This window comes from Macellibacteroides fermentans, assembly GCF_013409575.1.
Classification (GTDB): domain Bacteria; phylum Bacteroidota; class Bacteroidia; order Bacteroidales; family Tannerellaceae; genus Macellibacteroides; species Macellibacteroides fermentans.
Genome location: NZ_JACCCY010000001.1, coordinates 1,038,430 through 1,053,485 on the forward strand (window position 1 = coordinate 1,038,430; position 15,056 = coordinate 1,053,485).

The 15,056-nt window shown below is 42.8% G+C and carries 8 protein-coding genes; all 8 read right to left on the reverse strand.

All coding sequences use genetic code 11. From position 1 onward, the window contains the following. Positions 1 to 7 precede the first annotated feature (7 nt). The 8 genes from F5613_RS04400 to F5613_RS04435 all read right to left on the reverse strand — a co-directional run bounded on the left by F5613_RS04400 (position 8) and on the right by F5613_RS04435 (position 15,039). Positions 8 to 955 (reverse strand): DUF4922 domain-containing protein, encoded by a 948-nt coding sequence (locus tag F5613_RS04400; protein WP_179398815.1) that lies wholly within the window; start codon positions 953 to 955, stop codon positions 8 to 10. Between the two features lie 5 nt (positions 956 to 960). Beyond that, positions 961 to 2,421: a glycosyltransferase family 2 protein gene (locus tag F5613_RS04405; protein ID WP_179398816.1), complete on the reverse strand. Its 1,461-nt coding sequence runs from the start codon at positions 2,419 to 2,421 to the stop codon at positions 961 to 963. Between the two features lie 47 nt (positions 2,422 to 2,468). Beyond that, a complete protein-coding gene (locus tag F5613_RS04410; protein ID WP_246303333.1) occupies positions 2,469 to 5,489 on the reverse strand; it encodes a golvesin C-terminal-like domain-containing protein in 3,021 nt (1,006 codons plus the stop codon). Next, the gene (locus tag F5613_RS04415) at positions 5,486 to 6,946 is read right to left on the reverse strand and encodes a sodium:solute symporter (RefSeq protein WP_179398817.1); all 1,461 of its coding nucleotides are present in this window, start codon (positions 6,944 to 6,946) and stop codon (positions 5,486 to 5,488) included. The genes F5613_RS04410 and F5613_RS04415 overlap by 4 nt, the downstream gene beginning before the upstream one ends. A 40-nt stretch (positions 6,947 to 6,986) precedes the next feature. Beyond that, a complete protein-coding gene (locus F5613_RS04420) occupies positions 6,987 to 8,111 on the reverse strand; it encodes an exo-beta-N-acetylmuramidase NamZ family protein (protein ID WP_394333154.1) in 1,125 nt (374 codons plus the stop codon). Between the two features lie 140 nt (positions 8,112 to 8,251). After that, positions 8,252 to 10,072, reverse strand: coding sequence for a RagB/SusD family nutrient uptake outer membrane protein (locus F5613_RS04425; RefSeq protein ID WP_179398818.1), 1,821 nt, complete (start codon positions 10,070 to 10,072; stop codon positions 8,252 to 8,254). Between the two features lie 12 nt (positions 10,073 to 10,084). Next, the gene (locus tag F5613_RS04430) at positions 10,085 to 13,516 is read right to left on the reverse strand and encodes a SusC/RagA family TonB-linked outer membrane protein (protein ID WP_179398956.1); all 3,432 of its coding nucleotides are present in this window, start codon (positions 13,514 to 13,516) and stop codon (positions 10,085 to 10,087) included. Positions 13,517 to 14,037: 521 nt separating this feature from the next. Next, positions 14,038 to 15,039, reverse strand: coding sequence for a FecR family protein (locus F5613_RS04435; RefSeq protein ID WP_179398819.1), 1,002 nt, complete (start codon positions 15,037 to 15,039; stop codon positions 14,038 to 14,040). Positions 15,040 to 15,056: the final 17 nt, after the last annotated feature.

Sequence of the window (15,056 nt, forward strand, 5' to 3'; positions counted from 1 at the left end):
AGTACACTCAGGCGTCGACCTGCAGTGACTTCGTAAGTTTATGTATTATTTCTTGAATTCCGGCTTCACTCAGGCAGACTTCCTGAAGGATCTCCCGGATATGGTGTGAGGTTATTTTCTCGTAATCCTTGGCCTGAGGAGTGATGAAAACCCCACCAAGGTCCACCGAAGCGGGACTGATCAGCAGATTTCCGTCTCCTTCCTTGAAATAGCATGCCGGACGATGAAGTGTTCTTGGCATCACACAGAGAATCCATTGTCCGTCTTCCACCCAGGCCAGCAGATTCATCATCGGCTCTGCCTCTGTTCCGGTGTCCATCAGCGAATAAATACGGTCGAATAATCCGGTGATCGCAGCTGCGTTGTCTCCGGTAAGTACCAGCATCGGGACCGGATATCCTTTTAATGCATATACACTGGTGCCGTTGTGACGGACAGCAGGCTCGCCGGCAGCACGCCGCCAATCGGCTTCCACAGGCAGGAACCCTTTGTTTCCGGCCTGGAAGTGGATATGATCCGGAGCAGATGCACCGCATTTGGGACCGTTGTAGAACAATACAAAATCGGATAACAGCGCTGCAAGCTCCAGCATAACTGTCAGCCGCCCGTGTATCAGCTGGTCTTCGTGCTTTACCGCAGGGATGGTGAAATGTTGTTCGAATATGGGGAACGGATTCACCAGGATGCTGTAGCCTTCGCCGAATGGAAGAGCCTTCTGCTGGGCAGGCAGGTTTTGCTTACAAAGGAAGCAAGGCCGTTCCTGAATGGCTTTGGCATCTACGTTGGCTGCCGAAGAGCGGATACGGGCCGGATTGAACTGCACCCGGAAGGTGTAGCCGTTAACATCCAGCTCCTTCGACTGCACCTCGCGGAGAGCCTCATAGCCCGTACGGGCCATGGGCCAGGATATCAGCTGTTCTGCCAGTAATTCTTTTACCGTTTGATTGGAAACCATAGTTGTTATTTTCGGTTGTTCAACGCAATACGGGCCTGTAATTCCCACGTACGGATACGATCCTTGTAGGTATTATGTCCATTCATCTTTACTACATCCAGCGATGCATCGGAATTATCTTCCCATCGGCGGCACATATATACGACGTCGTACACACGGCCGATCTGATAGTGACGGGAGAAGTTTAGTCCCAGTGCATAATCTTCGCCATAGCTGGTGTTTGGCACCTTTATCTCCCGGAGAACGGGGGTATAGAAAGCACGTGGCGCTCCCAGTCCATTGATACGCAGGGCATTGTTACGGCCATTTTCGGGTGTCCACTCTTTGTGATCGATAATACCCGGTGCAATCATGTTCATATTGAAATCGGTCATCATATAGGTACCTACCACCATGGCACAGTTCTGTTCGTAGAAGGCGTTGACCATCTTTTGCAGGGTGTTCTCGTCGCTGTAAACATCGTCGCTGTCCAGCTGCACGGCAAATTTACCGCACATGGGATGATGTACCCCGGCATTCCAGCAACCTCCGATACCCAGATCTTTCCGTTCCGGAATCAGATGGATCAAACGGGAGTCTGAAGCAAATTCGTCGATCGCTTCGGAAGTTCCGTCGGTGGAATAATTATCAATCACAATGAGGTTGAATTTGAAGGTAGTCTTCTGATTCAGGACCGAGCGTATGGCATCTTTAATGGTACGGATACGGTTTCTGACCGGGATGATTACGGACGCCTCAAATTCAAAGTCGCCTGCATTGAATTCAATTTGTCTGAATTCCGGAGCCAGGTATCCGCCGATGGCCTTAAGGTGTTGCGTACAGGCCTCTTCCATCTCGATCTGCACGGCCCGATTTTTAGGATCCACATAGTCGAAGATCTTTTCGCCGCTTTTACGTGTATCCTGCTCTGCTTCCGAATAAAGATATTCGTTGATGTGAACCAGGGATGCTTTCTGAGAGGCTTTGAGTCGCAAGTCGTAAAGTCCGGCAAACTGGTAATCGGCAGTCATCTGCGCCACAGCCTCTTTCAATACACTGGTATTATAGATGAGGACAGACCCGAAATTAAAGTCGTCGCGCAGACTTCCCTGCTGGTAAGAAATAACGGGATTATTTTTGGCAGTTCTGTTGGTTACGATATAATGGTCGGCATACACCATTCCGGCAGCCGAATCATCTGCAATATGCAACATACGCTCTAGTGCGAACATACCTAACTCCAGCGAAGTATACTTTGTATACAGCATGGTATAGTCGGCATCCGCAAGCGCAGCTATTTTACGGACAGCATCGGTGGAATTCAGCGATTGTACAGGAACAACCGTACAACCTTCCGGAGCATCCGATACTGTTTCGGTTGCTAATAAATATATTTTGGATACCAAATCCGATTCTTTCAGTCCTTTAACCGTGTGTGCAACCTGTGCAGCATCCTGGAACGGTACAAAGCAGTTAATTCTTTTCATTTCAATTCAGTTTTATAATCTATACTACTATTTTCTATTTCAATATGTTATTTGGACGACATAAAAAGTAAAATGTCTGCCATCAGTTTATCACGTTGCTCGTCCGACTTAAGGGTCTCGATAGGGAAACCCAATACGCAGGTTTTATATTTTCCTTTATAGGCAACACCTGCACTCAGATTGTTTTCGCTGTATCGATAAATAGTAAAGCAGGCCGGATCGGCAGGTTCGATTGCGTCGGGCGACTCCACCACATACGAATGCTCGTTCAACTCGTTGTAAAACACATAGTGGCCTGAAATCATCCGGAAAGGAGACTGTACACTTTTAACTTCGCCGGTTACAGAAGCCTGTCCGGTACGCCAGTTATATTTAAGTACTTTCTTTGCGAAATCCAGATCCTGTACGTTCACCTCACCGTTGTCCCATAGATCGGTTCCCACGTAGGCTCCGCTTACAAGCACATTACCTCCCTGATTGCAATAGGCGGTGATGGTTTGTTGCATCTCGGCAGGAAATGTCTTAAACTGAGAATCAAATACGCCACGACCTATTTGGGTCTGACGTTCTTTGCCCAGAATCAGGTCTACAACTGGGTATTCCGTTAGATTAACCTTGCCGGATCCTACAGATTCATCACTGGAGGATACGAATGAATACCCGGCCTTTACGATAGACTGTCCGTGCAAAGCAGGATAATCGAAGCTGTTTCCGGCAATCACCTTAGTTTCGTAGTTTGCACGGCTGGCTCCAAAGCCAGGAGCATCATCGTCGGTCCAAGGTTTGGAACGACGGAATTCATACTGACTTCCAATAAAACTGATATCGTTCAAGTAGGGGACGCCATGATCTTTGGGATCGTAGAACCCTGCGATACTATCCGCGACAAAGTCGGCCGGTCCGCTTACCCGGTCGAACCCATTAACGACCAGCACCACCCCTTTCTCATCTTTTACACGGCACGCCGAAAGAACTTCGGATGGGAAACTCTCCCCTCCCTCATTCAGAGCGGTCACTTTATAGCTATAGATAATCCCGGGCTCCTGATGCAGCCTGATCTTATTGGATGTAACCACCACTCCGTTATCGAAATCGGCGTCACCCTTACGCGTATATAGTATATATTTGTTGGCCACAGCGGTAGGCTCCAGCGAATCGCGGACGGCCTGCCAGCCAAGCTCCACCTCTTCGGCACCTGTAAAACGGACATTGAAATGGTCGACAGGCAAGGGTTGAACCACAAAGGGCTGGTTGTACTGCAAGGCGATAAATTTAAGCATCCCTTTATAGATAGCCCGACTTACCGTAAAGCGGAAACGAGGATCGAGTCCGTAACGCATATCCGCAAAATTCTGATGCGAGAGCAGCTCCAGCAGCATGGTGGGGACTCTGGGGGTACGTGCCTCAAAATAGGACTGGTTCCACATACCTCTTCTCGACCAGGCAGGCTCGTACAGGCTGCGGATATCCTTCACAATTTCTGTCTGGATCAAATCCGTCAGATCTCTTGAAACATAACGCGAAGCCTTATTCCCGAAGGTTTCGTCTCCCTCCTTGGTAAAGAAGATACCCAACGTTCCGATAATAGAATCATTCAGGGTAGTCCCGGCATCTGTATGGAACGCAAAAGCCAGATCAACCGGAATATTTAGCCCTTTTTCTTTTGGTGCAACGCTTGAACCTCCCGAAAGATAATTCACCCAGACGCCTCTGCTCTTATAATCATCCGTATAGTCGTTTACCCCTTTGCTTTGTGTATATACCGTGTCCGGAAAGCCTGCATACTGCAACCAATACCGGGCGCCTTCGGTAAAGCGGGGATAGCCGCTCACTTCGTATTGATAAGGTATGGAAAGCTGACTCTGAAGCACTTTCGGTCCGGAGTTGTCGGAGCTTTTCGTGTTCTCCGATACGATACCCGAATTGTTCACTTTACGTGCAATGGTACCATATCCGCCTCCTATTTTCACACCGTCTGCCGTAACAATACGGTTGTTTTTAGACGAAAGATTGGAGAGTTGAACCTTACAAGACTCGTTCATTCCTTGGTCGAACATGAAATGCCCCAGGTATATCCAGGTGCCGCCTCCCATTTGCTGGTTCACACGGAACTGGCTCTTTCCGCCCTTATGGTAGACCGTATATAAGGCATCTTCGGTGCTTTCCGGTAAAGTCTTGTAAGATACATATACAGCATACCTACCTGCTTTTGATAAGAAAGGAATCCATTCGGCCAGGCTCTCTTTTCCTTTCTTACGGGTAACCGTTTGCCGGAATGTACCGTCCTGAAACGGGTTATCAGTCTCAATATACTGATCTTTCAGCATCGCAAACCCTTTACCAAATCCGACCGACCAGGGCTTGTCTCCCTGAATCTCTTTGTAAACGGATGAATGGGTCGCTTTGTCGTTATCTACAATCACTTCAAGTGTCTGCGTATCTCTTTCTCTGGGCAACAAGACATTGGCGCCTGCATTTTCGAGCATGGGTACCAGGAATGGAAGTACATAGCTTTGTGTATATAAATCTTCTACCGTTTGAAAAATACGGGCCCGTTGCCACTCCCAACGGTTTAATTTTTGTTCAAAATAAAAACCGTGACTTTGCCAAAGGGCTATATGTTTGTTACGTAATCCTTTTTCTGCTTTAAATGGTTTAGACAACGCAGTAACTAAAGGTTTGTCCACTTTATTGCGGAAAGTATATTTTCTGGATTGACCGGTAACCAGATTTTCGATGGGTTGATTATCGGTCACCAATTCCACTTTATAACTGGCATAGGACGAAGGAAGAATATTCCGGATCGAATCATAGACAACCTCAACACGTTGTTGTGTAAAGGGAATATACGAACAGTTTACAGAGGCAACCACCCGGACCTTTTTTGCTTTATCGAGGATGGTAAGCGAATCTACCGTAATCTTTCCTATAGCCAGCTCACCCGACACATGCGAATTAAGAAAACGGGCGATGGACTGCCGGGTTGCCAAAGATCCATTCTGCGCAGTTAAAGATCCGATGCTAACCAGCAGTAACAGGATCAAGCTATGACAAATATTCTTTTTCATGGTTGTACTTTTCCTTTTTTAATAAATAAACAAAGTCCGACAAACGTGAACAGGGCATTGATGATAAGCAGTTCATAACTGAATGAATACCCGTTAAACCATTTTTCCGAATTCAAATCCACCATCAGACAAAACAGGGGGGAAAGAATAGCAACCAGGGGAATATACTTGTCCTTCACAGCCTTTTTTGTAAAGATACCGAACGCGAACAATCCGAGAATGGGTCCGTATGTATAACTGGCCAGAATGTAGACGGCATCGATAACACTGGTATTGTTGAGTGCGTTTACAACGACGATAACCAGCCCCATGACAAACGCCATCCCGATATGGACTTTTTTTCTTGATCTGGCTGCCTCTTCGTCGGTATGTTTCTTTAGAGTACCTAATATGTCGACCGTAAAAGAGGTGGTCAGCGCCGTTAAAGCTGAACCGGCAGCCGAATAGGCTGAAGAGATCAACCCTACGATAAACAAGATCCCCACAATTGTTGGGAAATATCCCTGCGTGGCGATCATCGGAAATAATTCGTCTGATTTTGCAGGGAGTGCAATATTTTTAGCCTGAACATATATGTAGAGAAGGACTCCCAACATGAGAAACATGGCAATCACGATAAATTGAAAGATAACGCTGGTAACCATATTCTTTTGAGAATCGGCCGGATTCTTACAGCTCAGATTCCGTTGCATCATATCCTGATCCAATCCGGTCATGGCTATAACAGTGAATACTCCAGCCAGAAATTGTTTCCAGAAGAATCGTTTGTCATTCACTTCGTCGAAGAAAAACACCTTGGAATAATCATTATCAGTAACGGCTCTAACCATTCCCATGAAATCCAACTGCAGATCGGATGCGATGAAAGTTATACAAAGAACAACAGAGATAATAAGGCAGCAGGTTTTTAATGTGTCTGTCCAGATCAGGACCTTTACTCCACCGTTGAATGTGTAAAGCCAAACCAACGCAACCGTAAAAAATACGTTCAGTATAAATGGAAGGTGTATGGGGTCGAATACCAGCAACTGTAACACGACACAAACCAGGAACAACCGGACGGAGGCTCCTAACATTTTGGAAATAAAAAAGAACCATGCTCCTGTTTTATAGGTGGAGATGCCAAAGCGGTTTTCAAGATATTCATAGATAGAAACCACCTTGAGTTTATAAAACAAAGGAATTAAAGCATAAGCAATCAACAAGGTTCCGGCAATAAAGCCGAGCACCATTTGTAAGTAAGAAAAGTTATTTACCGCCACCCAGCCGGGTACCGAAATAAAAGTCACTCCCGAAATACTGGAACCGATCATTGCAAAGGCAACAACATACCACGAAGATTTTCTGTTTCCAATAAAGAAACCTTGGTTATCGGCATGTCTGCCGGCCAGCCATGAGATTGCAAATAATACAATAAAATAGACAGCAATCGTAGCCAATACAAGAAATGGAGTCATTGTGTTAGATTTAAATGATATTAGAATTTAATTAGTCCGATTACTCTTGATATAAAAGATAAGGCGCTCGCTGCTTTTTGAATTTTTCAACATCATCCGACCACTTTTTCTTAATTTCATCAGCAGAACATCCATCTTTTATCATCTCTCTGACGTAACTTACACCTATAAGCTTCTCAAAGAAAGATCTGAAAAAATGATCTCCCATATTCAAGTTGGTATAAGCATCAATCAGGTAGGTCAAATCTACACCTTTTTTCCATATATCAGAATCGGAAAGGTTACTTAAATCTACTCCATAACAAATTTTGTTGAGCTGCGGAGGATTCTTTGCTCCGGGAATACTTCGGGGAGTAAAACTAAAAGAATAGGAAAGCATATTGGGGTGTCCGTATACCAAAAACGGTTTGTCGGTTCCTCTTCCCAGACTTACCGGTGTAGCTTCAAAGTAACAGGTGGAAGGATACATGTAAACCGCCTTCATAGTGGGTAGATTGGGTGAAGGAGGAATGGGTAACTGATACATGGTCTGGTGGGTATAATTTTTACACTTGATTACGGATATGTCGCAAATACGTCCTTCCGGAAGCCATTTTTCGCCATTCACCATCATTGCCAGTTCTCCTAACGTCATTCCATGAACAACCGGAATAGGCAGCCAGCCCACACCCGACTTATACTTCATATCCAGAATCGGACCATCTACATAGTGTCCGTTCGGATTAGGCCGGTCAAGAATTATCATTTTTTTCTGCGACTCTGCACAGGCATCCATCATACGTACCATGGTAGCATAATAGGTATAAAATCGTAAGCCTACATCCTGCAGGTCAAATACCAATACATCAAACAGAGACATTGATTTTACAGATGGTTTTCCGGTATCTCCGTCATAAAGAGAAAGAATGGGAATCCCGGTTTTCTCATCCACCGAACTCGATACATGTTCGCCGGCATCTGCATTCCCTCTGAAGCCATGTTCAGGAGAAAAAATACAAACTACATTAAAATCTTTACGTTTCAACAAATCCACCAGATGTTCATTTCCGACCATGCCTGTATGATTGGATAATACAGCGATACGCTTGCCCTTTAACAAAGGAAAATACTCATTGGTAGCTTCTGCACCGACTGCTACAGGCTTTGTCTGTGCACAGCAGACCATCCATCCTATACAAAAAACAATGGTTACTATTATTCTATTCATGATTCAACAACTTTGTGGAAAGTTATAAAAAGGGGGTAGCCTCTTCTGGAGTGACTACCCCCCGCCTTTTTACATACTATTAAGATCTATATCTATTGTTAATTTGTCCATCCAGGGTTCTGAGACAACGTGAATCCTTTTTCTGCATAAGCATCAATTTGTCCCTGTCCAACAGGTGAAAGATAAACACGATCGGTAAACGCCTGACGATCCGAAGCATTCTCAACATTGTAGAAGCCTACCATATCGTCTCCGTTAGTACCATTGTATACCACCACTGTTCCATCTCTTTTCGTAACCTTGAGCTTTCCTTTGTTAGAATCTTTTAAGAATGAAGGAAGATCGGTTTTGAAATTAATCCACGGACCTTTAAGGTTATCGCTGTACTTAGTACAATTCATATACTCGATTTTCTTCCAACGTTTGATATCCAACAGACGTGAATGTTCGAAAACAAATTCCATACGACGTTCGCGACGGATTTCCCAAATCAGTGCAGATACATCTGCATCACGGGCAGGATCTTCCGGAAGCGCAGCCAGTTTCATCGGGGCTGTTTTAGTTACCCCCTTATCTATGGCAACTTTATCCAAAGGTCTGTTTCTTATCTTGTTTACAGACAAGTCAAGATCTGCCTGTGTAACAGCTGCACCACCTAAAGTAGCCAATTCTGCTTTGGCCTCAATCCAGTTTAACAATACTTCGGCATAACGCATCACCGGATAGTCATTGGTGTTTGTATTGCTCTTGTACTTATCCAATGTTGTATTGGACGGACCTTCGCGACTGATAAATTTACATGCATACAACAGTGTGGATGAATTACCGACCGGTTTATCCCAGAAGGTTGCTTCAAAACGCGGGTCACGTGTTTTTACCATACTTGCAACATCCAATTTATCAGCATCAGGCAATGTTGAATTCTGGTACACCTTGCCATCGTTGCAAATAAATGCTTTTGCCAACGACAAGTTGGGTGCGGTTGTCTGACTTTCTTCAACATTCGAATATGATGCAACACTGTGAGTAATGGATTGAGCAGCATCATAATGTCTGTACATGATACAATCCTTATTACCTTTCAAATCATCCGAACCGAAAAGAGATCTAAAATCGGTAACAATATCATACTTACCGCTACTCATTACGTATTGAGCAGCCTCGACTGCGAACTCAAGATATTTCTTAGCCCGTGTATTATCTGCTTTATGATATTTTTGCCATGTTCCTTCAAAAAGCATCCATCTTGCGATGAAAGAAGCCACAACGTAACGGTTCGCATACTGATCCCCATCATTAAGACGAACATTTGCAAAAGCATACTTGAAGTCATCGTATACTTTATCCATTACCTCACCACGAGGGGTACGGTCTTTGTACATCTCCTGTAAATCGTCTTCGGCCAAGACATGATCATAGTAAGGGATATCTCCAAATGAACCTACCAGTCCACTGTATTCCAATCCTCTGAAGAATCGGGCTATACCCATCCAATGACGATATTCTTCGTCAGTCAGCTTCGGTTTCGTTTTTGTTTCAATACGATCAATGAAGATATTGATAGAGCGCACTCTGCCGAAATACCATGACGGACCTTGATACTGAGTCATCCAGGCACTGCTTGTTTTAGAAGCAGGAACATTTGTTTCAAAGTTTGACTGTACACCGACTGTGGTAAAGTCATCGCTAAATGTGTATCCTCTCAGTGGAGCATAATCGACTCCCCAGGCCGAGTTGTACCCTACAAAATAATTTGTATAATACTGATTTGCATACATGCGGAGGTTTTCAGCTCCTGTCCAGAAATTATCATCATTCATTTCGGTAAGTTGCGGACGATCTAGAACATCGTCATTACAACCAGAGAAACCGACCGATATACATGCCGCAGAAAGTAATGTTATAATATATTTTTTCATAATTTACCGAATTTAAAATCCTAATTGCAGACCAAATGAAACACTCTTAAATGTTGGTGTACCTGTACCAGTTCTTCCAAGATTATAGTTGGTACTATTATACATTGAATAACCGGAAATCGATTCTGGATCGATTGGCAGATCATTCAAATTGTCGAATGTCAAGAAGTTTTCCAACGAAACATACACTCTGGCATTGTTGATATAGGCTTTCTTTAACAGCGCTGAAGGCAAGGTGTAACCTACAGTCATATTTTTAACTCTTAAATAAGACATATCCAACAAGTAGCGTGACTGTACCTGCAGGTTGTTACCCGAGTTAGAACCACCCATATTCCAAGGACGAGGATAGAAAGCATTGGTGCGATCTTCGCGCCAGAAATCGCCTGCAAATGCTTGCGGCATTGCACCGTCGGCAGTATTAAATCCTGGGATAGCTAAAGATCCACCTCCCCAAATTTCGCGCTTACCAACTCCCTGGAAGAATATTGATACATCAAAACCTTTATAATCGGCACCTAAACGCAAGCTATACTCGTAACGTGGTGTTGTATTTCCGATAACTTCCAGGTCACCATGATCTTTAACAGTGCTGGTACCGTTATTCAGTTCTCCGTCGCCATTCAGATCAACAAACTTAACATCGCCCGGGCCAAAGAAGAAGGTTGAACTGTTCTGAAGATAAGGTTGATAAACTGGTTTTTCTCCGTTCTTTGATTTCAGCTTATAAACTGTTTTACCAGCATATTTAGCACTTTCCTCTTTTGACAATACAATCTTATATGGTTTACCGTTTGCATCAAGCTCGAAGTCATCCATCTGATATAATCTGTCTGTACGGTATCCCCAGATTTCTCCGTAAGTTTTACCTTTATACCATTCATTCTCTTTAACTGATTCAACATCGGTGAGGTAATCCGTCACTTTTGTAACAGCGTCAGACACATTCAACGTAGCATTGATTCCCAATCCACTTTCGAAGCGATGATTGAAGTCGATAGAAATTTCCCAACCATTGGTTCTAAGTGCTCCAAAATTCTGTTTTGGAGATGTAGTTCCATAGGTATCTGCAACCGGAGTTCCGGGAATAATCATGTCTTTTGTGTCACGACGATACCAGTCGAATGTCATTCCCAACTTATTGTCGAGGACACGTAAATCCAAACCTAAGTCTAATGTTTCGATGTTTTGCCATGAAATAGATCTGGCAACCGCCGCAGGAGCATTAAAACCATAGAATTTAGTGCCTCCTGAACTTAACCAGGAAGAGTCAAAGCTATTCATGGTTGGCACATACAAATTATTTGGAACAGTCTGGTCTCCGATTGATCCCCATGATCCTCTGAATTTCAACGTACTTAACATCGGTTTTGCCCATTCCATGAATGCCTCCTCACTGGCACGCCATCCGGCAGAGAATGAAGGATACCAACGCCATCTCAACTGATTAGGGAATTTAGAAGTTCCGTCGTAACGAATGTTGGCCTCGAGTAAATATCTGTCGTACAGAGTATAGTTTACACGTCCGAAATACCCAAGCTGAGCTTCCCACCAGTTACCACCATCGGTAGTCATCGCTCCATTTGCAAGTGAAAACTGAGGGTTGTTAATATCGATCAACTGTGTTCTAAGAGCCGAACTCATTGTTTCATCAAATGTAACCCGGTTGATACCTCCCATAAACTTAAATGAATGGATATCATTCAAAGAAAGGTTATAGGTTGTAAACGCGTTCAATGTACTACGTTTGGTTCCATATTCTTTACGATAAATATGGTCTGGATTTGACCCTTTACCGGTATATTCAATATTTGCAAATTCATAGGCAGCAAGAGCTCCGGGAGTAGATGCATCAACCAATTGTCCGGCAGCATTAACATATACCTGCTTACCAGCCTCATCCAATCGTTTGGTTGGAACTGCCCATGTATTACCGGCAGAATAGCGTGTACCCGGACGAGTCGTAGTCTCGCCTTCATTAGCATAGGTATAATCGGCATCGACTGTCCAATCTTTTGTAATATTGATTGTCGCCCCAATATTAATATTGGTATAGTTATTAAGTATATTCGCCGTATTTGCCTGACTTGATTCAGATGCTGGCCCTCTTAATGCAACTCCCTGATCATCGTAACCGATAGGCATAGTCGGTCCCCAACGATAAAGGTATAACCATGGGTCGGCTGTCGTTGCGTTGGTTACATACGGATAGCGCTTATCTCTTTTTGAATACAATAAACCTCCGCGAACGGTTACATATTTATTCAATTCAGTGCTTAATCTTATTGATGCATTGTATCTGGTAAAGTCGTCTTTCTTGGCTGGCTTCATCATACCATTCTGATTCAAATAGCCCAAACCGATATTATAAGACGTTTTGCCGCTCTTGCCATTCAGCGATAAATTGTGGGTCTGAGATGGAGCCCATTCACGAATCATATAATCATACGGATCGTACGTTCTGTAACCATATTTTCTATTGGTAGCTGCATCAAATTCCCAATCACGACCATAAGTCATAGGATCATCAGCACCAATTGTACTTCCATATTGTTCTTTCCACGCTTTAGCTTTTTCCCAGCTTTCGCGGGTAACATACCAGTTTAATGCGCCTACATAAGTGCTTCCCACTCTTTCGAAGGCGTTTACAGTATATTCCATTGCATCCACATCTCCCATGCGCATGTCTTTTGCTACATTTTGCCAGGAGAAATTGTTTGAATAGCTGATATTAACACTTTCTGTCTTAGCACCTTTCTTAGTAGTAATCAAAATTACACCAAAGGCAGCCTTTGCACCATAAATTGAAGATGATGCAGCGTCTTTAAGAACTGAAATTGTTTCAATATCATCTGGGTTAACCATTTGAATACTAGGAATCTCAACGTTATCCAACAGGATTAACGGAGAAGAACCTCCCTGAATTGAACCGATTTGTCCACGAATTTTAATTAACGGGTCAGAACCAATTTCACCACTTGGAACAATAACTGAAAGACCAGAAGAAGCTCCTTGCAAACCTCTACCTACGTCGGCTATTGGACGATTCTGCAATGCATCGCTAACATTAATATTAGAAACTGCTCCGGTAAGGTTCGCCTTTTTCTGAGAACCATAACCTACAACTACCACCTCTTCAATCAATTCGGAATCTTCCTTCATCTGAATTTTGATATCCTTACGGTTGGCAACAGAAACTGTTTGTGTCTGATAACCAATGTAAGAGACTACCAACGATCCATTGGAAGGAATTTCCAATGTAAACCGTCCATCAATATCCGTGATGGTACCATTGGTTGTTGATCCCTTCTCAAAGACATTTGCTCCGATAATAGGTTCCCCTGAAGCGTCTGATACAACACCTGTAACCCGGTTACCTGCTTGTGGCAGCACTTGAGCCTTATCGGCTTTTTTTGTGTTGGATAAAATAATATTCTTATCCATAACCTGATAAGACACATCGGTTCCATCAAACAACTCATTCAGAATTACAAATACATTCTCTTTGGTTTTCTTGATGGAAACAACCCGCTTGGTATTAATCTGTTTGTTGTTATAAAAGAAATGGAAGTCTGATTGAGACTCAATCTTATCCAATACATCCTGTACGGTTGCATTGGTTACCTCCAATGATAACGTAGTTGATTGCCCGTAGCTACTTGTGGCTTGAATCAATCCGATAGAAAGAAACAACATTAGAACTGTTAGTTTCATACATAATGGTATTTTATTCAGGATAATAATTGGTAATGTCACAACCCTATGGGGTTGGACTTCTAAATAATTTGTCATATTTTTGTACGGATTTAAAGTTAGAAAATAATGATTGCTGAAATCTCGTCGCCAAACGAGTAAGCAATTGTTTCATACGGGGAAATACGCCAATATTTTCCCGTATGTTTTTTCTTTTATGGTGAGCGTGTTTTCATTTCTTTTATTTTTCAGTTAAACAAATAGTCTCCACATTAATATAATTCCACTTTGCTACGTTCTTTCAATCCCTCATCTCCGGATTTTGGATCAATTATCCTGTACCTGATGTTGGACGAAATCCGAAGATGTTCCAAGATTCGGGGCAATTGTTGCTTATCAAATGTCCCCGTAAAATAATTATCTTTCAAAGCTTTATTCTTAAGCACAAAAGACACGTTGAATCTTTTGCTTAACATTTTTAAAGTCTCTTCAAGAGATGTATTTCTTAATATAATCTTTCCTTCTTTCCATGCCACCTCCGATGGAAGAAATGGTTGCGAAACAGCTATTGTCTTAGACAGTTCATCATAATATATTTTCTGTCCGGGTTGCATAACTATATTCTTTTCCTGATTATTACTTCCCTTATAATTAAGTTTAACCGATCCTGAGAGTAAAGTTGTGGAAACATATTGATTATCATCATAAGCATCAACATTAAACTCGGTTCCTAAAACTTCAACACGCAGATTTTCTTTTGTATTCACAAAAAAAGGTAACTTTTCATTACGATTCACCTTAAAATAGGCTTCACCAATTAAATTCACTTCCCTTGTTTTGCCTGTAAACTTTACCGGATGACGTAAATACGAGTCGGAATTAAGCCAGACAACAGATCCATCGGGCAAATTTACAGAAGCCACCATGCCTGGTGTTGTACGAATCTCCATATACTCAATCGGTTCTTTTTTCAATTTACTGAAAACAGTACTCAGTAACAATGGAATAAAAAGAATTGCTGCAGCACGTTGAATCCATGTAAAAATGGTTCCGGTCTTTCTTTTTGCCGCTCTCTTTTTTACATTTTTTAAGGCCTGCTTCGAATCGACTGATTTCATCGTATACAATGTATCAACTGCAAAATATAGGTAATAGATATCTTTAGCCAATTTCCTGTTTTGTTCGGATTCTGATATCCATTTCTCTACATAAGATCTTTCTTCTGCAGTGATCTCGCCTGTAAAGTATCTTAATATTAGTGCTTCATCAACCATATTAATGTCTTCAACTG